Here is a 21,886-nt window from a genome sequence, read left to right on the forward strand (position 1 = left end):
CCGGCGCCCTGCGCTGACCGCCAGTCCCGACCGAAGACCAGCCTCGGCAGGCGCAACCGGTTGTAAATCAGCTTCCCAGCGTCGCCACGAGAACCGCCTTGATCGTGTGCATACGGTTCTCGGCCTGATCGAATACGATGGAAGCGGGACTTTCAAAAACTTCGTCCGTCACCTCCAGCGCGTCAAGGCCGTGTTCCTTCTGAATGCGCGCGCCGACCTCGGTATCGGCATTGTGAAACGCGGGCAGACAATGCATGAATTTGGTATCGGGATAGCCCGTGCGCGCCATTAGCTCCGCATTGACCTGATATGGCAACAAATCCGCGATTCGCTGCGCCCAGACGTCGTCGGGTTCTCCCATCGACACCCAGACGTCGGTATAGATGAAATCGGTATCGCGGGTGCCTTCGCGGATATCGTCGGTCAGCGTCAGCCGCGCGCCCGTTGCTTGCGCGATTGTCCGAGCCTCCTCGACCAGCGCTGCGTCGGGCATCAGCGACTTCGGACCGCACAGGCGCACGTCCATCCCCATTTTCACACCGCCGATCATCAGGCTGTCGCCCATGTTGTTGCCGGTGTCCCCCAGAAAGCAGAACGCGATCTGTGACAGCGGGCGGTCGCAGTGCTCTTGCATGGTCAGCAAATCAGCGAGAATTTGGGTCGGGTGGTATTCATCGGTCAGCCCGTTGTAGACCGGAACGCCCGCCCATTGAGCGAGTTCCTCGACAATCTCATGGCCGAAACCGCGGTATTCAATGGCGTCATAGACGCGGCCCAGCACGCGGGCCGTGTCCTTGACCGACTCCTTTTTGCCCAGATGGCTGCCGGTTGGACCCAGGTAGGTCACATGTGCCCCCTGATCGTAGGCGGCAACCTCGAACCCGACGCGGGTGCGGGTGCTATCCTTCTCGAAAATCAGCGCGATCTCCTTCCCGGTGAGGCGTGGCACCTCGGTACCAGCGGATTTCGCATGCTTCAGATCGGCGGAAAGGCGCAGCAGAAACGCGATCTCCTCCGGGGTGAAATCGCGCAGGGCGAGGAATGATCGGTTTTGCAGATTGAGTGACACTCTGTGTCCTTTCAGAAAATACGTGCCGAAAACAGTCGCGCGGGTCAGAGCACGACGCCAAGGGCGAGCGCGGCCATGTTCAGCACGGTCAGAACAAGCAAAAGTGGAGCGACGAAGAGAAGCCACCGGTTATAAGGGATCCGCCCGATGGCCAGCGCGCCGACCACCACCGCCGAGGTTGGCGTGATCAGGTTCACGATGCCCGATGCGGACTGGTAGGCCGTGACCGCCAGTGAGCGGTCGACGCCCGCGAAATCAGACACCGGTGCCAGGATCGGCATCGACAGGACTGCTAGACCGGAAGTCGACGGCACGAGAAAGCTCATCGCGACCTCGATCCAGTACATGCCGGTGATAAACACCACTTCTGAGCGTCCTGCGATCAGCTGCTCGGACGCATGCAGCACGGTATCCGTGATCCTGCCCGCGTCCATCACAACGACGATCCCGCGCGCCAGTCCGATGATCAGTGCGACGCCAAGAAGATCCCGCGCGCCGTTCACGAAGGCTTCGACAAACGGTTTCTCCCCGACCCATCCAACGGTGCCGATAATCAACGACGCTGCTAGAAACAGCATCGACATCTCGGCCATCCACCACCCGCGCAACGCCACGCCCCAGATCATCACCGCGAAGGTCAGCGCGAACAGGATCAGTACGACTTTGTTCCGGGTGGTCAGCGCCGCATCCAGCCCCGACGCCTCGCCGGCGAAGTGGCGTTCGTTTTCGGCCCGCCGGTCCGCGACGATGGACGCCGAGGGATCCGCCTTGACCCGCGCGGCATAGCGCATCACGAACGCCACACAGATCAGCCAGCCCACCCCGAGGATCGCCAGCCTGAGCAACAGCCCGTCGGTGAACGCAATACCCGCGGCGTTTGAGGCGATCGTCGTGGCGAAAGGGTTGATCGTGGAGCCCATGACGCCAATGCCCGCACCCAGCAGGATCACCGCCACACCGGTCGCGGCGTCGTAGCCCGCCGCAATCATTACGGGGATCAGAATCGCGTAGAAGGCCAAAGTTTCTTCGGCCATGCCGTAGGTCGTGCCTCCGGCGGCAAAAAGCGCCATGAGGATCGGGATCATCCATTTCTCGCGCCCGCGCATCCCGGCCATGGCCGCCGTGATGCCACCGTCGATGGCGCCGGTCCGGTTCACCACTCCGAGAAATCCACCGATGAACAGCACAAAGAGCGACACATCAATGGCGTTGGCCGCATAGCTTGCCGGATCGTAGAACCCCGCCACAGGCGCGCGCAGGATGTCGAGCAGTCCCTGTGGGGCGCTTTCGACGACACGGTACGTGCCGGGCACCGGCGTTTCCTTGCCCAGCGCCTCGTTTGTGACACGGTCGTATTGACCGGCCGGAACAATCCAGCTGAGCGCGGCAACCAGCACAATCAGGCCAAAGAGGATGGTAAAGGCGGACGGGAACCGGTCGTGCCGTTCTGGGTCTTGCGGGTCCGATGATTGCATCGTTGGTGTGTCTGACATATTTTGCTCCTGTCGCCTAAGGGCCGGAACCGGCCCTCTGGGAGCACAATGCCGCAAATGACGGAGCGGCGGTTGATCCTTGTCAATCCGGCGCAGGAGCGTGCGGAGGGACGCCAATCCACCCTTGGACCGGAGCACGCTTTTGACGATCCTTCCCCCATCGCCACCATCGCCCGACGGCTTCGCCGCGTTGATCCGATGGGTCGATGGCGAACTGGCCGCCGGGCGGCCGGTGACGCTGGGCGACGCGCTCAATCAGGCGGGTGCGCGTATGCACGGTGCCGCCATCCTGTTGCTTGCGCTGCCCGAATCCATTCCGCTGCCGATTCCGAGCTTCGGTGCCATTCTGGGAGTGCCACTCATCATAATTTCTGCACACCTCGCCCTGTTCGGCGAAGACGGCGAGCTGCCGGAACGCGCGCGCGCCATCGTGCTGCCGCAACAGATGATCGCCGTGATGGTGCGCTATCTGTTACGCCCGTTGCAGCGGGCAGAACGGATGACGCAGGACAGAATGCCAGCATTGGCCCGGCGCGAGCGGCTGGTGGGGATGGTCTGTCTGGCGATGTCGTTGTTGTTGCTGCTGCCCCTTCCGTTCATGAACGTGCCCCCTGCCCTCGCTCTGGTCTGCATGTCATGGGGGTTGGCGCAACGGGACGGCGTTTTCGTGGGTCTCGGGCTTGCGGTGGCGGCGGTATTCATCGCAACGCTTCTCGCGTTGGCCGATCTGGTATGGGGCGCCATCGCCTGATGCAACGCGCATCGGACCAGTATCGACGCCCAACGATACCGTAGCGCGGGTCAGCGCGGACAGGTCGACATCCCCAACAGCCGGTAGAGAGGACAGAATCTGAAGAAAGCGGTGCCGATGAGGACGATCCCGATCACCACCGATACCACCGTGACCGCCGTGCCGGGCGCGATGCCAAATAACCCCGTCAGCGGCACGATGATCAGCAGTGCCCCGATGATGAACCGTAAGATGCGGTCGACTGTACCTACATTGATTGTCATGTTCCGAACTCCTTTTTCTGCCCAAGCACTATAGCTCCGGGCTTGCCTTGTCGGTGACATTGTCACACAACGTCCCTGCGCAGCGTCATCAGCCTTTCTTGGCGTTCGCGGCCTCAATCCGGGCTCTCATCCGCTCCGTCAATTCAACGAGCTTTCCGGTTTCTTCATGATACTGGTCGAACGCCTTCTGCATGAACTGGGCATGAACATGCTGGAATTCCTCGGGCGACCTGCACTGCATCAATGCCTGTTGCGCCTCGACGTCTTCCTTGATGCGGCGCGTTACAAACGTGCTGATTTCGGTGCCCATATCGGTCAGCACTTCGAACCACGGCGCGCTCATGTAGGCGGTGGGCGTCAGTGACCAGAAAGCGGCGAACGGATCTGCCGTGGTGTTATCGTCCTCTTGCTTGTCGTCCTTGCGAGTCATTCCGGTCTCCTTGCGGGATATGTTGCGGATGTGCTGCACACTAGTGCGCATCGTGGCGGGTCCGATTGATCTGCCTCAATACCCGCAGGCGAGAACGCGCCGATAGTCGGACTTACGGTCCTGCCCGGATGACCGTTCGATAATTTCGCAGCTGACAGGCCACACCATGCTCCCCAATGTCACCCCCCACAGACCCTTCCGACAGAGCGCCCTGGGATGTCCGGGGATCAATACGCGTCTCCCGAAACAGCGAGGCATGGAAAATGTGGGGTAACGGCGTCAGAATTGCCCGACTGTTCGGCTTCGATATCAAGATCGACGCAAGCTGGCTCTTGATTGCTACCCTTGTCGTCTGGAGCCTTGCGACGGTCTACTTCCCCGCGAGATTGCCCGAGGCCAGTCTTGCGGTGCGCGTCTCTGCCGGGGTGCTGGCCATGCTCGGCCTGTTCGGATCCCTCATTCTGCATGAACTTGCACATGCTCTTGTCGCGCGGCGATGGAACATAGAGATCAAGGGCATTACGCTATTCTTGTTCGGCGGCGTCGCAGAGATGCAGTCGGAGCCGGAAAGCGCGGCAAGCGAGTTTCGCATCGCCATTGCCGGACCGCTCGCCAGCCTTGCAATTGCCCTGTGCTTCTGGATTACCGCTCACGGCACGGCGCATTTGGGTGCGCCCCCCGCATTTATCGCGGTGCTCTCCTATCTCGCCTGGATCAATCTGCTGCTGGCGGTCTTCAATCTTCTGCCCGCGTTTCCGATGGATGGCGGGCGGGTCCTACGCGCATGGCTCTGGGGGCGGTCCGGCAATCTTCTGGAGGCGACGCGGCGCGCCACCGCGATTGCTGTCCTGTTCGCCTACGGATTGATCGGTCTGGGCCTTTACGCCACCTTCTCGGGTAGCTTGGCATCCGGCCTCTGGCCCGCACTGATCGGGCTGTTCCTGTTGGCCACATCCCGCGCAGCACTCGCACAGGTGGAAACCGGCGCCGCGCTCGAAGGTCGGCTGGTCTGCGATCTGATGACGTCGAACGTCACCACCGCCCGCCCCGATCTGTCCCTGAACGCGCTGGTTCACGACATATTCCTTGAACAAGGCGTCAGCTTCGTTCCCGTAGTCGAGGATGACGCGCTGCTGGGGTATGTCGATTTGCAGATGGCGCGCAAAATCGACCGCGAGCATTGGCACGCCACCCGCGTCGAGGATGTGCTTGAAACCGCGGCACCCGACAATACGGTGGATGCGCGCACCCCCGGCCGCGATCTGTTAACCCGGATGACACGGGAAGGCCGGCGCAAATTCCTGGTCACGCAGGAAGGGCAGCTGGCCGGGATCGTGACGTTGGCGGATGTGCTCGGTTTCCTGAGCGTGTTTCGTGAACTTGGCTGAATTCGCACATTTGCGAGTGGCGCGAACGGATAGGATTTGCGAAAACGGACGCATTGTTATGCACAACCGGATCGACGCCCCATGAAACATATCAATGAAGCCATGCTGCTGCGCGCTCTTCTGGATGCCTCGGTCGATGCCATCGTGGTCGCGGATTCCGAAGGTATTATCCTGCGGCTCAACAAGGCTGCAGCGACTCTCTTCGGCTACAGCGTCGAAGATCTTACCGGCAAGAACGTCAAGCTGCTGATGCCTGCAGGCGTCGCGGCGTATCACGACGACTATTTGCAGCATCATCTGAAAACCGGCGAGACGCGGCTGATCGGAACCGGACGCGAGGACACCGGCGTGCGCGCCGACGGCACGCCTTTTCCCATGCATCTTTCCGTCGGGCGCGCAGATCTCGACGGCGACGTTGCTTTCGTCGCCATCCTGCACGATCTTACACGGCGCCGTGCGGCCGAAATGGCGGCGGAACGTTCGCAACGGATCGACGCAATCGGCCAGATGACGGGCGGCATTGCCCATGACTTCAACAATCTTCTCGCTGTGATCGTCGGAAACCTCGAACTGCTGGAAATGGCCGAGCGCGATGGATCGAATAAGGCGCTGATACACGATGCGCTGGAAGCGGCAGAGATGGGCGCGGATCTTACATCGCGGCTTCTGGTCTTTGCGCGCAAGAGCGACCTCAAGGCAGAGGTGCTGGTGATCAATTCCGCCGTTTCGCAATCGCTGGCCATGCTGCGCCGGGCTGTCGGTCCGCTCACGGTGATTGAAGAATCGCTTGCCGCTGATTTGTGGCAGGCGCAGATCGACCAAACGCAACTCCAGACCGCTGTGCTGAACCTCGTGCTGAACGCGCGGGACGCGATGCCGAAGGGGGGGCGCATCTTCATCGAAACGACGAACATGACGTTGGACGATGATTATCTGGCGCAGGAAATCGGGGTGGAGCCGGGGCGTTACGTACGTCTTTCGATCAGCGATTCGGGCGAAGGTATGTCTGCCGACACCCAGAAGAAGGCGCTTGAACCCTTCTTTACGACAAAACCGGTCGGCAAGGGCACTGGGTTGGGTCTTTCGACGGTCTACGGGTTTGTAAAGCAATCTGCCGGACACCTTACGATCTATAGTGAGCCGGGTCAGGGCACCTCGATCAAACTATATTTTCCGGCAGTCTTTTCGGAGGTCGAGCAGGACGCCGACGCGCTGTCCGTGCCCGAGGCGCTGGCCGGTACACGGAACGGGCGGCTGGTTCTCTTGGTGGAGGACGATCCGCGCGTGATGCGCACTTCGCAGGCCCGGCTTGCGGCGCTCGGGCTCGACTGTATCACGGCACAAAGCGGCGATGCGGCATGGGAAATTCTGCAAGAGCGCGACGATATCTGGCTGGTATTCTCGGATCTGATCATGCCGGGCACGATGTCCGGACATGACTTGGCAAAGCGCCTTGCGCAGGAAATGCCGCACATCCGCGTGCTGCTCACTTCGGGGTTTTCCGAAGGTGTCCTGCGCGATGGCCGGGTGGAGGCGGAGTTTGCCATTCTGCGCAAACCATTCCGGCAGGCCGATCTGGCCGCCGCTTTGCGCGCCCTGATCGCATCGCGTTAATTCTGCGCGGCGGCCTGTTCGGTGAGCATATAACCGACGCCACGCACAGTCTTGATCAACCGCGGTTGCGCCGGGTCGCGTTCGATCTTCTTGCGCAGACGCGCGACCTGATTGTCGATCGTCCGGTCCAGCGGGGTCCACTCCGGACCGTCGATCAGGTCCATCAACCGGTCACGTGACAGCGGCCGTTTGGCGTTGTGCAAAAATGCCGCGAGCAGCTTGAAATCGGCGGTCGTGAGATCGCTTTCGACCCCGTCCCTTTCGGTCATCGTCATCCGTTCAAGGTCGATCGACAATCCGTCGAGCAGCAGCCTTTCGTCCGCATCGGACAGGACCGCACCCGGTCTGGGCTGCACATCGCGGCCCGCCGTCCTGCTGCGCCGCAGGACGGACCGCACCCGCGCGAGGACCTCGCGGACGTGAAACGGTTTCGCCAGGTAATCATCCGCGCCCAGTTCAAGCCCCACGACGCGGTCGATCACATCGCCTTTGCCGGTGACCATGACAATCGGCACATCCGTCGTGCGCCGGATATCGCGCGCCACATCCAATCCATCGTCGTCGCCCAGATTGAGGTCGAGGGTAACAAGATCGGGCAGCACTGTCGCAAACGCGGCTTTCACCTCTGCTGCGTCCGCGGCCTCCATCACGGCATAGCCGTCGCTTTCGAAACACCGGCGCAACAGAACGCGGATTTTGGGGTCGTCATCGACGACAAGTATGGTGTGCGCAGCGGACATTGGGTCAAATCCAGATAGCTTCAATTGAAAATAGCAATCATTGGGCGGCTTTGGAAGGTGCAGCCGGGGCAACTTCACCACCGCTACAAATTGATACAATCGAATACTTAGCGAAGGGTCATCCTGCGACACGGAATGCACAGTCTGTGCACGGAACAAACTGGGGGACAGAAAATGTACGTTACGCATTCAACACAGACCGACGGCACGCACGGGCCGTGCCATGCGATTGCCGCGCCGCAGAGCCGCAAACAAGCGCACGTCTGGACCCGGCACACCACCGGATCGCATCTCTTCCACGAAGGTGACGCCGCCGCGTTCGTATATGAGGTCAGATCGGGCAGTGTGCGTTTGACGCGGGTGCTGGAGAACGGGCGCCGACAGGTCATCGCCTTCGGTCTGCCCGGTGATATCATCGGATTTCCCAACGGGGATCGCCACCATACGGATTGCGACATCATCGCCAACGCCGATATCGTCGCCTATCCGCGCCGGATGCTCGAAACCGAAGGAGCGGACCCACAGACCCACCAACGGCTCCTTGACGCGGCATTGAACGAGATTACCGCAATGCAGGATCATTTCATGATGCTGGGGCGCAAATCGGCCGTCGAGAAAGTTGCTTCGTTTCTGCTTGTGCTCGCGCAGCGCACCGGCACGCTGTCCGATGGCGGCATGATGTTTTCCCTGCCGATGAGCCGTGCCGATATTGCTGATTTTCTTGGCCTGACTGTCGAAACCGTAAGCCGCACCTTCAGTCTCCTGCGCAAACGGGGCATCATCAGTCTGGAGACGCCGCAAACCGTATCGGTCCATGACCACGGCGGTCTGGTTGCGGCATCGCAGGATCCTGAATAGCGGACCTCGTCAATAGGTACCGTCGCGCAGGATATGATCGTGGCCCAATGCTTCAAGACCGCTGACGATCTCGTCGGCGCATAGGGGATGCGACAGGAAATAACGGGCCGTCGGCGTGTCCGCACGCTCTCCGGCCATCGCAAGTGCCTCGTGCCAGTCGTCCGCTTCGAAGTCCCCGCGTCCGATCCACATGAGGGCGACGAGTTCCTGCTGGTGTTCGGGGTCCATGCCATCGATCTCTTCAACGAGTTCTCCGCGGGTTCCCTCGGTGCCGATTTCCTCGGCCAGCGTGATGTGGTGGCCACCGTTCCCCGCATTGTCCCGGGCGTCGCGCGGTATATCCTCGTCGCCGAGGCTCACGGCGCGCATCTTGAACACAAGACGGCTGAGAAACCCGGGCTCGATCGTCAATTCAATTGCATCGCTCATTTGCTTGTCCCTTGCCTGCGAAGTTATGGTGCCGACTGTCTTGGCGGCCCTGCGGGTCTAGCACGCACGCGCGCAGCGCTATTTGATCGGGATCAACCCGTCACCGCAATCATGCGTCATCATCACACAGGACGACAGCGTTCCAAGCATCTGCGGCAGCGCAAGACGACATCGCGCATCATGCCGGTTCAACAAAGGACTCCGATATGACCCTGAAGACAATTCTTGCATGTTTCACCGACGAAACCGGCGCCGAAGGTCTGGCCCGCGCGGCCTGCGCACTCGCTCGCCGCCACGACGCCCATCTGATCGGCGTGCATACCGTGGAGACGCTGATGTCCTATCCCGGTATCGCCGTACATATGCCCGATGCCGTCTACGAAATCTACGGTGACGCTCAAATGGCGCAGAACGCCAAGCTGAAGGCTGTGTTCGACAGGCACACGCAGAACGAGGATTTTGTCGCCGAATGGCGGGTCCTGAGAAGCGATCTGGAAACCGGGGCGGAACGGATCGTCGAAACCGCGCGCTGCGTGGACATCGTATTGCTGAGCGCCGCGCAGGGTGACGAAGACAAGCCTGCGCAGCTCAAGCTGAGCGAGGCCGTCATTCGCGACGCCGGCCGCCCCGTGATCAGTGTTCCTCACACGTTCGACGGTGATGTTCTGGGCGAAAGCGTCATGATCGGCTGGAACGGCACCCGCGAGGCGGCACGCGCGGCACATGATGCGCTGGCTCTCTTGCGCGACGGCGACAGTGTGCAAATCCTGCGGGTCAACGACAGCAGCTTTGATGCATTGAACGATCCCGCCTCGACCGACCTCGCGGCAGGACTGGCCCGCTACGGGATCGAAACAACGCTCGTGCAGCGCACATGGTCCCACGGCGGCGTGGCAGAGGCGCTTGACAAGGAAGCGTTCGAGGCCGGAGCGGACCTGATCGCGGTTGGTGCATTTGGCCATTCACGGGCCTATGATCTGGTCATCGGCGGCGCCACACGCGACCTGCTCAGGCACGCCAAGCTTCCGGTGATGTTCTCACGCTGACGCAACGATCTTGGGGCATACCGCAATACCCGCGCGTCGGCGGGCCGTGCGATGCGGCGTGCGCATACGGTCCGACGTGGGCACGTGCGCGGTTTCGTGCTCGGGAGTTGCACTAAATTTTGACCTTTTTGCCCTAATTTCGGCGCTTTCACAGGTCATACCTGCGCAAAGGCTGGACGAGAAACCCGACCCGCCCAGAGGACAGAGCATGAAAAACACGTCGCTGAAATTGTTGCAGTACGCGCTGGCCTGCGTCGGCTTACAAGCCGTTCGCAAGGACCGCGTTCGGGATTTGTCCATACTCGATCACGAAATTGAAGCCCTCAACGCCCATTCCATCGTCAATCTGGTCTCTGCGGACGGCGAGGTACTGGAAGTCAACGACCTGTTCGTCGAAACATTTGGCTACAGCACCGATGATATCATTGGCCAGCCGATAACGATCATCTATTCAGAAAGCGAATGGAGCAACTTCGACGCGATCCACGCGGCCCTGACCAGCGGCACCTGCTGGACCGGCGAACAACGGCTGAGACGCAAGGACGGCACCACCGTTTGGACCCGAACCACCAGCTATCCGCTGTTCGACAAGAGCGGTGAGCACGTCAAGAGCATTTCGATCCGTACAGATGTCTCGGGTTCGAAATTCTCCGATTCAGAACGTGACATGCATGCTGCCCTGCATATGTTTCAGGACGAAATGTTCATGTTCACGCCGGATACGTTGCGCTATACCTACATGAACCGCGCGGCGATGGCGCGCTGGGGCTGGTCGGAAACCGACTATATGAATACCCCGCTGGCCAGTTCGATGCCCGGCTTCGACGAAGAGGCATTTTTGCGAAAGGTGCAGCCGCTACTCGATGGCCGCGTATCTGAGTTGGTCTATATTTCCGAACATTTCGAAACACCGTACGAAGTGACGCTGCAACTGACGCACACCGCCGACGGTGCCCCGCGCTTTGTCAGCATCGAACGCAACATCGCGGAGCGGCTTGAACTCGATCGCGCCAAAGAGGAATTCACCGCCACTGTCAGCCACGAATTGCGGTCACCTCTTACGTCGATCAAGGGGGGGCTGGGCCTGGTTCTGTCCGGTGCGGCAGGCGCTATCCCTGCCAAGGCGCGCGGCCTTCTGGAAATTGCGCATCGCAACGCCAATCGCCTTGTGCTGATTGTCAACGACATGCTCGATCTGGAAAAGATCGCGGCCGGTCAGATGTCTTTTGCCTTGCGCCCCTGCGACGCCGTCGATCTGGTCAACGAAGCCGTCCGCGCCAACGAGGCGTATCTGGATCAGTACAATATCGGTGTTCGGATCGAAGGCACCGATGCGCCAGCCCTGCTCGTCTGTGATGCGGACAGGATGATGCAGGTACTGGGAAATCTGCTGACCAACGCGGCGAAATTCTCGACCGAGGGCAGCGATATTCGCGTGGCTGTCGCCACGGACGACACCGGTGACGAAATCACCTTGACGGTTCAGGATTACGGCATGGGCATCCCCCAGGATGCGCAGGAAACCATTTTCGAGCGTTTTACCCAAGCGCGCAACAGCGACCGTGCCCGGACCGGGGGCACCGGTTTGGGTCTGAGCATCGTAAAGGCGATCGTGGACAGTCACGAGGGCCGCGTGGAAATGGAAAGCTCCGAAGGGGTCGGCACCACTTTCCACATCATCCTGCCCCGTCGAACCGGAATGAGCGAAGAAACGACCGCCCGGATCGAGGCAGCCAGCTAGCCTGCCGGGTTCTTGTGCCGCATCCTGGTGTTCAGCCCACCGGCCGCGAGGATATGCGAGACGACTGCATCCGCGCCCTCGCCGTGTCGCAGCGCACAAAACACGAATGGTTTGCCCACGCGCATCCGCTTGGCATCACGCTCCATAACGTCGAGAGAGGCACCGACGTGCGGTGCAAGATCAGTTTTGTTGATCACCAGAAGATCGGATTTCGTGATCGCCGGCCCCCCCTTTCGGGGGATTTCCTCTCCCGCAGCCACATCGATTACGTAAAGTGTCAAATCGGCCAATTCCGGACTGAACGTCGCCGAAAGATTGTCACCGCCGCTTTCGATCAACACCAGTTCCAGATCAGCATGCCGGCGCTGCATTTCAGCCACTGCCGCCAAATTGATCGACGCGTCCTCACGGATCGCGGTGTGCGGGCAGCCGCCGGTTTCCACGCCAAGCACCCGGTCGCCGGGCAAAACCTGCATCCGCATCAATGCTTCGGCGTCTTCCTGCGTGTAGATGTCGTTCGTGATTACCGCCACTGACAGATGCGGGTGCAGCGCGCGTGCAATCGCGGCGGTCAGCGTCGTTTTGCCCGCGCCCACCGGGCCGCCGATACCGACGCGCAAAGGGCCGTTCATCACTGTCATGTGCGAAAAATCCTGTGTTCAAGTGTTTCGTGGTGCATCGCCGCGATTTCGGCGGCAAAACAGCTGCTGAACAGAGCGTCGGGCGGAACGCCGCGTGTCGCATCCGCGACAGCATGACATGCAGCGCCCAGCGCGTGCAAGACCGCCTGCCCCTCCGTCTGGCCCAGCGGCACCAGCCGCACGGCGCAGGACACCAGATTGGACGCGAAGGCCTGCAGGTAAAAAAGCACCGTCAGATCGGCGGGTATGCCAAGTTGACCGCTTGCATAGCCTGCTGCGACAGGATGTGTGAGATCGGGAATGTCGATCTTCCAGATCGTGCGCGTGGTCCGCGCGAATGCAGTGCCCTGCGCCGTACTTTCGAACAGGCGTTCCGCGCTGGGAGCGTAGGCGCGCGCCACAGCGTCGATCAGCGTGACCGCGTCACGGTCCCGGCACGCGTGGGCCGCGCGCAGCAGGATTGCATCCGCCTGCCCGCTGCCATGAACAAGCAGATCGCGAAGCCAGACCTCGAGCTGCGCCGCGGTGCTGATCCCGCCGCGCTGGATTACCGTTTCCAGCCCGTGAGAATAGGCAAAGCTGCCCAATGGGTAGCTGGGAGAGAACCATTGGCCCAACGTAAGAAGGACCGCGTCATTTTCCATGCGTGTGGTCGTGGCTGTGCGCCGTGGCACCGTGGGCATGACTGTGCGTGCGTCCGTGACCGTACGCGCCGCCCTCGGGGGTAAAGGGTTGATGTACCGGCGTGACCCGTGCGCCCAAGTGTTCGAGCATGTGACCGATCACCGGATCATTCTGGATCAGAAGATGGTCCGCTTCGATCTGGCAGGGAGTATGCCGGTTGCCGATGTGCCACGCAAGTTGCACAAGATTGCCGCCTGTAACGCGCAACAGGGGCTCCTCCGCTGCAACGATCTCGATCAGGTGTCCGTCGTCCGTTTCCAGCGCGTCACCATGATTGAGCGACGTGGTATGCACCAGATCCACCAGTACGTTCTGCCCGTCCTGCGTCTGAATAACCTTGCGCCGCAAAAAACGGTCGTCGTAGCCAAGCCTTGAGCTGCCAAAGGCCCCTTCCCACGTTCCGGCGGGCCGCACGGTTTGGCTCAGATGTTCGGTCATGGCAGCAACCCCGCGCCAGCAATGCCAAAGTGCGCACGCCGATGACAATTCGGACACAAGGCAATTACATTCTCAACTGCATCCAGACCACCATCGCCAAGGGGCAGAATATGGTGGACCTCAAGAAACGGCGTCCCGTCCTTGCGTAGAAAGGGGGCTTCTCCCTTGCAGTCTCCACACATACCGCGCGCCTTGTAGAGTGCTTCGGCGACCACATCGGGATTGCGCCGATAGGTCCTCGTTATCCGCATTACAGGACGCGGTCTCGCAGGTGCGGTAGCGAGCCTTGCTTTTCGTCCTGCGTCATCTCCGAGCGCCCGCGAGACAGCGAGCAGAAATTTGTCGTCTTCTTCCTGCGCCGCCAGCGGGCTGATTTCCGGCAGAGCTGTCTGCGTCAAAACCTCCTCGGCAATCCGGCGGATCGCCTTCTGTGGCCCGCCGTTGGACAGTGCCGCGTAATAGTCGACATGTTCCAGTACCGCTTTCGCCGCCCCTCGCCGCGCATCGACGCCATAATCGCGACCGATCCATTCAAGCAGGGCGGCTGTATCGCTTATCTTCATGGTACTTGCGTACTGCTCCGCGCGGAGCATTCCGACAATTGAATCGATGTAGCGCAGGGCGGAACTCGCGCCGATGCCCGATTTCTCGATAGCCTGATCCTTGGCTTGAGACAGGCCGCGTTTGCTGTGGAACACGTCGCGCGCGGCGGCATAGCAGGACCGAACCTGGGCTAATGTGATTGCGTTGGCCATCTAATTATTCTCTCAATACAGGAAATAGCGTTGCGCCATCGGCAGCACGTCCGCCGGCTCGCAAGTCAGCAATTCGCCATCGGCACGGACTTCGTATGTCTCCGGATCGACCTCGATCTGCGGAGTCGCGTGGTTGTGGATGAGGTCCTTCTTGCCGATGCTGCGGGTGTTCGACACGGCCACCGTTTGCTTGGCCAGTCCCAGGGTCTGCGCCAGACCATCGGCCTGTGCCGCGCCAGAGATGAACGTAACAGACGATTGCGTCAGCGACCTGCCGAAAGCCCCGAACATCGGGCGGGAATAGACCGGTTGCGGTGTCGGGATCGACGCGTTGGGATCGCCCATTTGCGCCACGACGATGGTTCCGCCCAGCAAGACCATTTCGGGCTTCACGCCGAAAAACGCAGGGTTCCATAACACCAGATCGGCGCGTTTCCCAACCTCGACAGATCCCACAACATGGCTCACCCCCTGCGCGATCGCGGGGTTTATGGTGTACTTGGCGATATAACGGCGCACCCGAAAATTGTCGTTGTCGCCGGTTTCTTCCGGCAGCCGTCCGCGCTGCTTGCGCATCTTGTCGGCGGTCTGCCACGTGCGGATCAAGACCTCCCCCACGCGCCCCATGGCCTGACTGTCGCTTGCGATGATCGAAAATGCGCCCATATCGTGCAGGATATCCTCGGCGGCGATCGTCTCGCGTCGGATACGACTTTCGGCAAAGGCGATGTCTTCGGGGATCGACTTGTCGAGATGGTGACAGACCATCAACATGTCCAGATGTTCTTCGATGGTATTGGCGGTGAAAGGACGTGTCGGATTGGTCGAACTGGGCAGCACGAAATCCTCGCCGCATATCTTGATGATATCTGGCGCATGGCCCCCACCCGCGCCTTCGGTATGGAAGGCGTGGATCGTGCGGCCCTTCATGGCTGCGACCGTATGCTCGACAAAACCGCTTTCATTCAGCGTGTCGGTGTGGATCATCACCTGCACGTCCATGTCATCCGCGACCGACAGACAGCAATCGATGGCAGCCGGAGTCGTCCCCCAATCCTCGTGCAGCTTGAGCGCACAGGCACCGCCACGCACCATCTCCTCCAATGCTGCAGGCTGGCTGGCGTTGCCTTTGCCCGACAAGCCAATGTTCATCGCAATGCCATCAAAGGCCTGCAGCATGCGTCCGATGTGCCACGGACCCGGTGTGCAGGTAGTGGCAAGCGTACCGTGCGCGGGGCCAGTACCCCCGCCGAAACAGGTGGTCACACCGGAGTGCAGCGCGTCCTCCATCTGTTGGGGTGCGATGAAATGAATGTGGCTGTCCATCCCACCGGCGGTCAGGATGCGCCCCTCGCCTGCGATGATCTCGGTCCCCGGGCCGATAATAATGTCGACGCCGGATTGCGTATCGGGATTGCCCGCCTTGCCGATGGCGTGAATCAGACCATCGCGCAGAGCCACGTCTGCCTTGTAGATACCCGAATGGTCCACGATCAGCGCATTGGTGATGACCGTATCGACGGCGCCCCCACTGCGTGCCACCTGGCTTTGACCCATTCCGTCGCGGATCACTTTGCCACCGCCGAACTTCACTTCCTCGCCGTAAGTCGTCAGATCCCGCTCCACCTCGATGATCAGATCGGTATCGGCAAGGCGCACGCGATCGCCTGTGGTTGGTCCATACATAGCTGCGTATTGGGCGCGGGGGATTTCGACGGGCATCGCTTCAGCCTTTCTTTTTCAGGCCGCGTTTGCCCAGCCGCTTTGCGTTGGCGCGGGTTTTCTGACGGATCGGCTTGATCGCTGCCGCCATCACGCGATCCGGCGTACCGCCTGCAATCATCACCCGTGCCGCCTCCGCGCCCGCGCGGTTCATCGCCTGAGTTTTCTCTGAGACCATCCGGCTGTCTTCGGCGGGAGTGACAGACCAGATGCCGGCCATCCCCATCAGCCGCATGGAAATAACAGCCTGCGCTTCGGACATCATGTACGTCATTTCCAGCGCGTTCGACCAATACGAAAACGGATCGAATTTACCCATATCACAGATCTCCCATCACTTGGCCATTAAACCCGAAAACCCGGCGCGCGCCGCCGATCGGGATCAGTTGTATCTCGCGCCGCTGGCCCGGCTCGAACCGGACAGCGGTGCCCGCCGCGATGTCCAGCCTGTGCCCGTGCGCCGCGCTGCGGTCGAAGTCGAGCGCCGGATTGGTTTCGGCGAAATGATAATGGCTGCCCACCTGAATCGGCCTGTCGCCGGTATTGGCCACGATCATGGCAAGCGCCGCGCCATCCGCGTTCAGCGTCAGTGTGCCCTCTGCTGGCATGATTTCTCCGGGGATCATCTCGCGGTCCTTTCTATCGGATTGGATTGTGAACAGTGACCAGTTTGGTCCCGTCGGGAAAGGTCGCTTCGACCTGAACGTCATGGATCATTTCGGCTACTCCTTCCATGCATTGATCGCGGGTCACCACATGTCCCCCTGCCTCCATCATGTCGGCGACAGAGCGTCCGTCGCGCGCGCCTTCCACGACGGCGTCCGTGATCAACGCGATCGCCTCGGGATGGTTCAGCTTGACGCCACGTGCAAGCCGCTTGCGCGCGACTTCGGCGGCCATCGCGATAAGCAGCTTGTCCTTTTCACGGGGGGTAAGTTGCATGGATCAGAGTCTCCAGACTGTCGGTAATAGATTGCCGGACAAACGGTCCAGCACCGGGATGAGAAAGCGCCGCATCGCAAGACTGTCGGGCGCGAGGGCGCGCAGCACGAGAAGATCGCCGGCACGCAACGAAGCGCCCGCACTGTCGGGCAACATCGCGCGGATATGCGCAAGCTGCGTAGCGGCATCCAGCGCGGCATAGACTAGCGTCGATACGACGCCCGCGCCTTCTCCGGTCGCGGCGCGTGCCATCTGTGCCGTGGCATCGCCCGACAGACGCACGCCATCGAGGTATAGCGGAGCGCCATCACGGCTGATCCTGATCCGGTCTTCCAGATGCAGGGCGCGTACCTGCTCTCCCATAGCCGCGCGGCCCAGAACGAGCGTTTCCACCAGCAGCAGCGTGGCACCTGCGGCCAGCGCGATATCCAGCCGCCTTTCCAATCTTGCCTCGTCGAACAGGATCGTTTCCTGTGGCAACCAGAACAATTGTGCGTTCCTTTCGACGGTGATCCGGGTGTCGATCCGACCCGTCGTGCCATCGCTCGTGCGGTAGATCCGTTCAGCCGCCTGCGTCGTGACTGTCAGCGCGGTCTGCGGTGCGAGACGGGCGCGCACGCACAAAAGATCGCCCCCGGTGATGCCCCCCGACGTGTTGACCAGCACCGCCTCCGCTTGCGGGCGAAAAACGCGGGGGAACACGCATTTCAAACACCCCGACTGCCGCAGATTCGCGATTCGAGTCGCGCCATGCGACTGCCGCACGTCCAGATCGACCGCCCCGCGCGCGCGGGGTTGGCCGGACGAGACCGCCGGTTGCGAGGGTGTCAGCTGTTGAATGGCGGGGCTTTCGAAAGTCATCGGTTCTGATTTCACCACAGCGCACAGGGCGGCGGTAGCGTTTTCGCGCGCCTTGCGGATCTTCCGCTACGGCACGCTTAATTTACGGGCAGTTCAGGACATCGGCGTGATCTCGACCGTTGGCCGGGTTCCGCCCAGCCCGCTGAACGCCATCTGGCGGCAGGAGAAAACGATCACCTGCTGGTCCAGTGCCACACGGTGCAACGCGGTGAACATCTTGATGATGCGGTCATCGTCGGAATAGACAAGCGCATCGTCGAGCACGATCGGCATCGGCTTTCCCTGCTTGGCGAAGAGGCGCGCAAAGGCGAGGCGCGTGAGGATGGCGATCTGCTCCTGCGTGCCGCCGCTCAACACCTCCAGTTTCTCTTGAGTGCCGTCGCGCGCCAGACCGTCGGGCAACAGCGATGCAGGATCAAAGCTGAGTGCTGCATCTGCATGCAGGATGGCAAGCAAGGGGGCGAGTTCGTGCTGGACCGGTCCGAAATACGTCTCTTGCGCAGCCCCGCGTTTCGCCGTCAGTGTCTCGACCAGCAGTGCAAGGCTTTCGGCTTCATGGGCAAAACGGTCCGCGCGGTCCTGCGCGATCGCGTAACGCCCGGTCACTTCGGCCAATGCCTCTTCGACGCCGTCTTCGGCGCGCGCGCGGATGGTCGCATTCAGATCCGCCTGCTCGGCGGTAAGACGGGCAATATCGCGCTGCGCATTGTCGACGGCGCTGCGTGCACGCGCCAGACCAGCGGTGACCGTCGCCCTATCCGGCGCATCCTTTCCCAGGACTTCAACGGCATCGGTGGCTTGCGCCAAAGCGGCCTCCGCCACCGTCTCCGTCTGCGCGGCGCCGGCCTTGCGTGCGGGATAGGTCTGCGGATCGCCGTGAGCGTCTTTCGAGGTCTCGAACGTCGCGGTGGCGGCAGCCTGTTGCGCCTGTGCCCGCGCCAGAGCCGTCTGGGCGCCGGCGGCCTCCGCGACAGCTGCGTCGTAGGTGGCGCGCGCCTGTGCCTCCCGCGCTTCCGACGCTTCCAGATCCCGGATCAGCGTTTCGGGATCCGCACCGCTTTGTTCGGTTGGTACATGTGCTTGGATTACCGCTGCGGCCTCGGCCAGCGCGGTCTGGATTGCTCCGATGCCATCAGGTGCAAGCGTATGCAGCACCGATTTCAAAACCTTCACTTCGCCCTGCACCTCCTGTCTGCGCCGGGTCGCCGCGCGCGCGGATGACAGATCGGCAACACCGGCTTTTTCAAGCAGCCCGTTCAGTTCCGTCAGCGCCCCGTCCACCTTGTCGATATCTGCCGCGGCGGATCCGGGATCGAGGGTCATCCGGCCGATACCGGGCAGATCGAACATGTCGGGGGCCAGAATGGTATGTGTTTCGGCCTCCAGCGGCTGGCCATTGCGCAGGACACGGGTGCTGCCTTCATAGCTCAGTTGCATCCGTACACCGCCGGACACAGCTTCCGCTTGCAGTTTCCTGTACCGTTCGTGGGCGGCTTCGATCCGGTCCAGGGTCGCGAGATCCATCCGCAAGGCAGCAAGTGTTGCATCGGTCTGCTCCAGTTCAGCACGTTTGGCGAGCGCATCTTTCAACCGCTTGGCTAGGGCGTCGTGCTTTTCCTGTGCGTTGCGGCGCAGCGCGCCTTGCTGCGCCGCTTCGCGCGCGCGGCGATGGGTGGTTACGGCCAGTGTCGCCGCACGCAGCTCTGCTTCGGCAACTCGGACGCGTTGGGCGACGGTGTCCGCTTTTGTCCGGCAGCTTTCAAGATGCGCGCGCGTCTTTTCCAGCGTTTCACCTGCCTGCGTATAGGCGTCGGCCTGCTTCAACAGCCGTTCCAGTGCTTCGTGCGATCTGTCGTACTCCAGCTGCGCCAGACGTTGCTGCGCGCGCATTTCGCTCAATCGGTCAGCGTGCGCCGCCGCAGCGCGGTCTGCGCGCTCGGCTTCGTCCAGAGCGGTCTGACGGGCCTTGCGGGCCTCGGGCTGGTCCAGCGTGACGAGCATTCCCGCGACCTGCCGCCTCTTGGCCAACGACGCGGTCAGGGTGCTGCACGCGGCTTCGAGTTCGGCTTTGCGGGTCTGAAGTGCTTCGGCCTCCTGCACCGCGTCTTTCCACGGACCGTTCGTCTTTGGTTGTCCCGTTGCCGTGGCGAGCTGTGCGAGCGCTGCGCGCGCCGCCTCGATCACCCGGTCCATGCGGCGACCACCCGTCACCATGTCGATCTCACCCGCCACGGATGACAGAAGATCGCGCCGCGCGCCCAGCAGCTTCTCCTTCTCGGTCTTTTCGGCCCCGGTGCTACCCGAAGGTTCCAGCGCGGTGACACCCTGCCGGACCCACAGCAGACCCGCCGGCCCCTCCAATCCCTTGTCCATCAATGCCGCGATCCAACGTTCCGCCTCGTCGTCCTGGGCCACGAGTGTGCCGCCAGCATCGCGCACGGAGGCGCGTTTTTGCGCCAGAAACGATTTCTCCAGCGTGAAGCGACCAGCGGGCAATTCGACCTCGGCAGCGATACGGACCGGCCCCCCGGTTTGCGGCTGCAACGATTTCACCTCGCGCGTGGCCGCACCGTATTTCAGAAAGAACAAGGCATAAAGGGCATCGAAGAATGTCGATTTGCCAAACTCGTTTGCCTCGGACACCACCGATACGCCATCGCCGATGCCGCTCAGTGTCGCGGTCTGACCAGCGAACTTGCGCACGTTCGATAGGGTGAGGCTGCGCAGCTTCATGTCGCGTCCTCTACGGCGACAAACGAGAACAGATGCGAAAGCGCCGACAGCGCGATGCGCCTGTCATGGACCGACAGATCGGGATCTTGGGTGCGTGCCGTCAGCGTTTCGGCTGCTTGCCGCAACGCGCCCCCCGACGGGTCGATACCGTCAAGATCAGCATCCTGCTGCGCAAGCTGAACCTGCGTCAGATCGCTGGCAAAGCTCAGGAAATCGGGGGCGGTGCAGTCCAGCGACGCTTGCAGGCGGTGCCGTTCGCGCAGTCCGAGACGCCCGCGCCCGACCAGTTCGACCAGCGTATCGCGGCGCAGGGCCATGGCAGGCAGCACATCGCCAAGCAGCGCCTCGATGGCTTCGCCGGGGGTCAGGTCAAGCGTCACCCGCTGCCATGCAAGCGCGCCCACCGATACCGGGGTGACAAGGGGTGGCGCCCTGCGCGCCACGATCTCGACAAGCAGCGCCCGTCCGGTCTGCGGGTGCTTGAAGCTGTCCGGTTCGGGTGTGCCGCTGTACCAGGTGTTGGCGGTGACACGGATCTGGCCGTGCCAGTCGCCCAAACCCAGATAATCAAGATCCGCCTGCGCCGCACGATCCGGCGCGATGATCCCCGATGGCCCATCGGGTGCGGCGCTGCCCGCAGCAGCGAAATCATGAATGCCGCCGTGTCCCAACCCGATACGGACCAGCCCTTCGGGCGTCGGCTGATCCATGTCTGCGGTAAGGTCGCGACCGGGATTGCGGGCCGTGCACGGCGCGGCAAGGATCGCGGCCCCCGCGACGATAACCGGCACAGGCTCGAGCAAGAGGAGCACGTTGTCGGGTTTATCGCGCGCAACCGTCTGCCAAAGCTCGGTCACGGCAAGGCTATCGTGATTGCCGGGCATAATCATCCACTTCAGATCCGGTGCCTGTGCCATCGCATTGAGCGCCTGACGCGTCACGGTCGGCGCAGGGGTTTCCTGATCGAAGGTGTCACCGGCGAGCAGAATCGTCTCCGCCCCGCCCTCGCGCGCCGCCTGCGCCAGTCGCTGCAACGCGCCATGACGTGCCTGCCGCAAGCGCCCCCGCACATCCTCTGCGTGACGGCCGAAGGGTTTGCCCAGATGGAGGTCCGAGGCATGAAGGAAACGGAACATGAACACGCTCGCTCTGCGGATGTGGAAGAACGCAGTCTGCTGGTCGCATAACGGAGGGTCAAGCGGCGAATGCGCACCCGGTCGAAGATAAAAAGAATGCGACGATGAACCAATCAGCGCCCCGCGGCGTTATGTCCCAACGTCATTTCCTT

The 21,886-nt window shown here is 61.7% G+C and carries 23 protein-coding genes; 6 read left to right on the top strand and 17 right to left on the bottom strand.

The window, feature by feature from the left end; translation table 11 throughout:
* Window positions 1-67: 67 nt before the first annotated feature.
* On the bottom strand, window positions 68-1,069 hold the full coding sequence (argF, locus tag Q1A06_RS06960) for an ornithine carbamoyltransferase (protein ID WP_299560700.1): 1,002 nt from the start codon (window positions 1,067-1,069) through the stop codon (window positions 68-70).
* A gap of 44 nt (window positions 1,070-1,113) precedes the next feature.
* The gene (locus Q1A06_RS06965; RefSeq protein WP_299560703.1) at window positions 1,114-2,562 is read right to left on the bottom strand and encodes a YfcC family protein; all 1,449 of its coding nucleotides are present in this window, start codon (window positions 2,560-2,562) and stop codon (window positions 1,114-1,116) included.
* Window positions 2,563-2,704: 142 nt separating this feature from the next.
* Here Q1A06_RS06965 and Q1A06_RS06970 point away from each other — a divergent pair, with 142 nt between their 5' ends.
* Window positions 2,705-3,313 carry an exopolysaccharide biosynthesis protein gene (locus tag Q1A06_RS06970; protein ID WP_299560706.1) on the top strand — a complete coding sequence of 203 codons (609 nt, stop codon included), beginning with the start codon at window positions 2,705-2,707 and terminating at the stop codon, window positions 3,311-3,313.
* A gap of 50 nt (window positions 3,314-3,363) precedes the next feature.
* On the opposite strand, the gene Q1A06_RS06975 is transcribed toward Q1A06_RS06970, so the two are convergent.
* Window positions 3,364-3,576: a DUF2892 domain-containing protein gene (locus tag Q1A06_RS06975; protein ID WP_299560709.1), complete on the bottom strand. Its 213-nt coding sequence runs from the start codon at window positions 3,574-3,576 to the stop codon at window positions 3,364-3,366.
* 88 nt (window positions 3,577-3,664) lie between these two features.
* Window positions 3,665-4,006: a phasin family protein gene (locus Q1A06_RS06980; RefSeq protein ID WP_299560712.1), complete on the bottom strand. Its 342-nt coding sequence runs from the start codon at window positions 4,004-4,006 to the stop codon at window positions 3,665-3,667.
* Between the two features lie 263 nt (window positions 4,007-4,269).
* Here Q1A06_RS06980 and Q1A06_RS06985 point away from each other — a divergent pair, with 263 nt between their 5' ends.
* The gene (locus Q1A06_RS06985) at window positions 4,270-5,394 is read left to right on the top strand and encodes a site-2 protease family protein (RefSeq protein ID WP_299560714.1); all 1,125 of its coding nucleotides are present in this window, start codon (window positions 4,270-4,272) and stop codon (window positions 5,392-5,394) included.
* A gap of 81 nt (window positions 5,395-5,475) precedes the next feature.
* Complete coding sequence (locus Q1A06_RS06990; protein ID WP_299560716.1) at window positions 5,476-7,008, top strand: PAS domain S-box protein; 1,533 nt, start codon at window positions 5,476-5,478, stop codon at window positions 7,006-7,008.
* Here the strand turns inward: Q1A06_RS06990 and Q1A06_RS06995 are convergent.
* Entirely contained in the window at window positions 7,005-7,748 is a 744-nt protein-coding gene (locus Q1A06_RS06995) for a response regulator (protein WP_299560719.1), read from the bottom strand. The genes Q1A06_RS06990 and Q1A06_RS06995 overlap by 4 nt on opposite strands.
* A 174-nt stretch (window positions 7,749-7,922) precedes the next feature.
* Between Q1A06_RS06995 and Q1A06_RS07000 the strand changes: the two genes are divergently transcribed.
* Window positions 7,923-8,606, top strand: a complete 684-nt coding sequence (locus Q1A06_RS07000; protein ID WP_299560721.1) for a helix-turn-helix domain-containing protein — start codon at window positions 7,923-7,925, stop codon at window positions 8,604-8,606.
* A 9-nt stretch (window positions 8,607-8,615) separates the two neighbouring features.
* Here the strand turns inward: Q1A06_RS07000 and Q1A06_RS07005 are convergent, their stop codons facing one another.
* Complete coding sequence (locus Q1A06_RS07005) at window positions 8,616-9,035, bottom strand: DUF3775 domain-containing protein (RefSeq protein ID WP_299560723.1); 420 nt, start codon at window positions 9,033-9,035, stop codon at window positions 8,616-8,618.
* A gap of 206 nt (window positions 9,036-9,241) precedes the next feature.
* Here Q1A06_RS07005 and Q1A06_RS07010 point away from each other — a divergent pair, with 206 nt between their 5' ends.
* Window positions 9,242-10,081, top strand: a complete 840-nt coding sequence (locus tag Q1A06_RS07010) for a universal stress protein (protein WP_299560725.1) — start codon at window positions 9,242-9,244, stop codon at window positions 10,079-10,081.
* A 208-nt stretch (window positions 10,082-10,289) separates the two neighbouring features.
* Window positions 10,290-11,822: a PAS domain-containing sensor histidine kinase gene (locus tag Q1A06_RS07015; RefSeq protein ID WP_299560726.1), complete on the top strand. Its 1,533-nt coding sequence runs from the start codon at window positions 10,290-10,292 to the stop codon at window positions 11,820-11,822.
* Here the strand turns inward: Q1A06_RS07015 and ureG are convergent.
* The 11 genes from ureG to Q1A06_RS07070 form a co-directional block, all read right to left on the bottom strand.
* A complete protein-coding gene (gene ureG / locus Q1A06_RS07020) occupies window positions 11,819-12,463 on the bottom strand; it encodes an urease accessory protein UreG (RefSeq protein ID WP_299560728.1) in 645 nt (214 codons plus the stop codon). The two genes, Q1A06_RS07015 and ureG, sit on opposite strands and share 4 nt — an antisense overlap.
* The gene (locus tag Q1A06_RS07025; RefSeq protein ID WP_299560730.1) at window positions 12,460-13,107 is read right to left on the bottom strand and encodes an urease accessory UreF family protein; all 648 of its coding nucleotides are present in this window, start codon (window positions 13,105-13,107) and stop codon (window positions 12,460-12,462) included. Before Q1A06_RS07025 ends, ureG begins: the two co-directional genes overlap by 4 nt.
* Window positions 13,097-13,585, bottom strand: coding sequence for an urease accessory protein UreE (locus Q1A06_RS07030; RefSeq protein ID WP_299560732.1), 489 nt, complete (start codon window positions 13,583-13,585; stop codon window positions 13,097-13,099). Before Q1A06_RS07030 ends, Q1A06_RS07025 begins: the two co-directional genes overlap by 11 nt.
* Window positions 13,582-14,340 (bottom strand): HNH endonuclease signature motif containing protein, encoded by a 759-nt coding sequence (locus Q1A06_RS07035; protein ID WP_299560735.1) that lies wholly within the window; start codon window positions 14,338-14,340, stop codon window positions 13,582-13,584. The genes Q1A06_RS07030 and Q1A06_RS07035 overlap by 4 nt, the downstream gene beginning before the upstream one ends.
* Window positions 14,341-14,352: 12 nt before the next feature.
* Entirely contained in the window at window positions 14,353-16,062 is a 1,710-nt protein-coding gene (ureC, locus tag Q1A06_RS07040; protein ID WP_299560738.1) for an urease subunit alpha, read from the bottom strand.
* Window positions 16,063-16,066: 4 nt separating this feature from the next.
* Window positions 16,067-16,381 (bottom strand): antifreeze protein, encoded by a 315-nt coding sequence (locus Q1A06_RS07045; RefSeq protein WP_299560741.1) that lies wholly within the window; start codon window positions 16,379-16,381, stop codon window positions 16,067-16,069.
* Between the two features lies 1 nt (window position 16,382).
* Window positions 16,383-16,688: an urease subunit beta gene (locus Q1A06_RS07050; RefSeq protein WP_299560744.1), complete on the bottom strand. Its 306-nt coding sequence runs from the start codon at window positions 16,686-16,688 to the stop codon at window positions 16,383-16,385.
* A 13-nt stretch (window positions 16,689-16,701) separates the two neighbouring features.
* Entirely contained in the window at window positions 16,702-17,004 is a 303-nt protein-coding gene (locus tag Q1A06_RS07055) for an urease subunit gamma (protein WP_299560746.1), read from the bottom strand.
* 3 nt (window positions 17,005-17,007) lie between these two features.
* Window positions 17,008-17,865, bottom strand: a complete 858-nt coding sequence (locus Q1A06_RS07060; RefSeq protein WP_299560748.1) for an urease accessory protein UreD — start codon at window positions 17,863-17,865, stop codon at window positions 17,008-17,010.
* 93 nt (window positions 17,866-17,958) lie between these two features.
* Window positions 17,959-20,598 (bottom strand): AAA family ATPase, encoded by a 2,640-nt coding sequence (locus Q1A06_RS07065; protein WP_299560750.1) that lies wholly within the window; start codon window positions 20,596-20,598, stop codon window positions 17,959-17,961.
* The gene (locus Q1A06_RS07070) at window positions 20,595-21,734 is read right to left on the bottom strand and encodes a DNA repair exonuclease (RefSeq protein WP_299560752.1); all 1,140 of its coding nucleotides are present in this window, start codon (window positions 21,732-21,734) and stop codon (window positions 20,595-20,597) included. The genes Q1A06_RS07065 and Q1A06_RS07070 overlap by 4 nt, the downstream gene beginning before the upstream one ends.
* Between the last annotated feature and the right edge of the window lie 152 nt (window positions 21,735-21,886).

Source organism: uncultured Sulfitobacter sp., assembly GCF_947497275.1.
Classification (GTDB): domain Bacteria; phylum Pseudomonadota; class Alphaproteobacteria; order Rhodobacterales; family Rhodobacteraceae; genus Sulfitobacter.

Coding starts and splice junctions, on each gene's coding strand:
- Q1A06_RS06965 (WP_299560703.1), bottom strand. CDS start 2,562: ATGTCAGACACACCAACGATGCAATCATCGGACCCGCAAGACCCAGAA.
- Q1A06_RS06975 (WP_299560709.1), bottom strand. CDS start 3,576: ATGACAATCAATGTAGGTACAGTCGACCGCATCTTACGGTTCATCATC.
- Q1A06_RS06980 (WP_299560712.1), bottom strand. CDS start 4,006: ATGACTCGCAAGGACGACAAGCAAGAGGACGATAACACCACGGCAGAT.
- Q1A06_RS06985 (WP_299560714.1), top strand. CDS start 4,270: ATGTGGGGTAACGGCGTCAGAATTGCCCGACTGTTCGGCTTCGATATC.
- Q1A06_RS06990 (WP_299560716.1), top strand. CDS start 5,476: ATGAAACATATCAATGAAGCCATGCTGCTGCGCGCTCTTCTGGATGCC.
- Q1A06_RS06995 (WP_299560719.1), bottom strand. CDS start 7,748: ATGTCCGCTGCGCACACCATACTTGTCGTCGATGACGACCCCAAAATC.
- Q1A06_RS07000 (WP_299560721.1), top strand. CDS start 7,923: ATGTACGTTACGCATTCAACACAGACCGACGGCACGCACGGGCCGTGC.
- Q1A06_RS07005 (WP_299560723.1), bottom strand. CDS start 9,035: ATGAGCGATGCAATTGAATTGACGATCGAGCCCGGGTTTCTCAGCCGT.
- Q1A06_RS07010 (WP_299560725.1), top strand. CDS start 9,242: ATGACCCTGAAGACAATTCTTGCATGTTTCACCGACGAAACCGGCGCC.
- Q1A06_RS07015 (WP_299560726.1), top strand. CDS start 10,290: ATGAAAAACACGTCGCTGAAATTGTTGCAGTACGCGCTGGCCTGCGTC.
- ureG (WP_299560728.1), bottom strand. CDS start 12,463: ATGACAGTGATGAACGGCCCTTTGCGCGTCGGTATCGGCGGCCCGGTG.
- Q1A06_RS07025 (WP_299560730.1), bottom strand. CDS start 13,107: ATGGAAAATGACGCGGTCCTTCTTACGTTGGGCCAATGGTTCTCTCCC.
- Q1A06_RS07030 (WP_299560732.1), bottom strand. CDS start 13,585: ATGACCGAACATCTGAGCCAAACCGTGCGGCCCGCCGGAACGTGGGAA.
- Q1A06_RS07035 (WP_299560735.1), bottom strand. CDS start 14,340: ATGGCCAACGCAATCACATTAGCCCAGGTTCGGTCCTGCTATGCCGCC.
- ureC (WP_299560738.1), bottom strand. CDS start 16,062: ATGCCCGTCGAAATCCCCCGCGCCCAATACGCAGCTATGTATGGACCA.
- Q1A06_RS07045 (WP_299560741.1), bottom strand. CDS start 16,381: ATGGGTAAATTCGATCCGTTTTCGTATTGGTCGAACGCGCTGGAAATG.
- Q1A06_RS07050 (WP_299560744.1), bottom strand. CDS start 16,688: ATGATCCCCGGAGAAATCATGCCAGCAGAGGGCACACTGACGCTGAAC.
- Q1A06_RS07055 (WP_299560746.1), bottom strand. CDS start 17,004: ATGCAACTTACCCCCCGTGAAAAGGACAAGCTGCTTATCGCGATGGCC.
- Q1A06_RS07060 (WP_299560748.1), bottom strand. CDS start 17,865: ATGACTTTCGAAAGCCCCGCCATTCAACAGCTGACACCCTCGCAACCG.
- Q1A06_RS07065 (WP_299560750.1), bottom strand. CDS start 20,598: ATGAAGCTGCGCAGCCTCACCCTATCGAACGTGCGCAAGTTCGCTGGT.
- Q1A06_RS07070 (WP_299560752.1), bottom strand. CDS start 21,734: ATGTTCCGTTTCCTTCATGCCTCGGACCTCCATCTGGGCAAACCCTTC.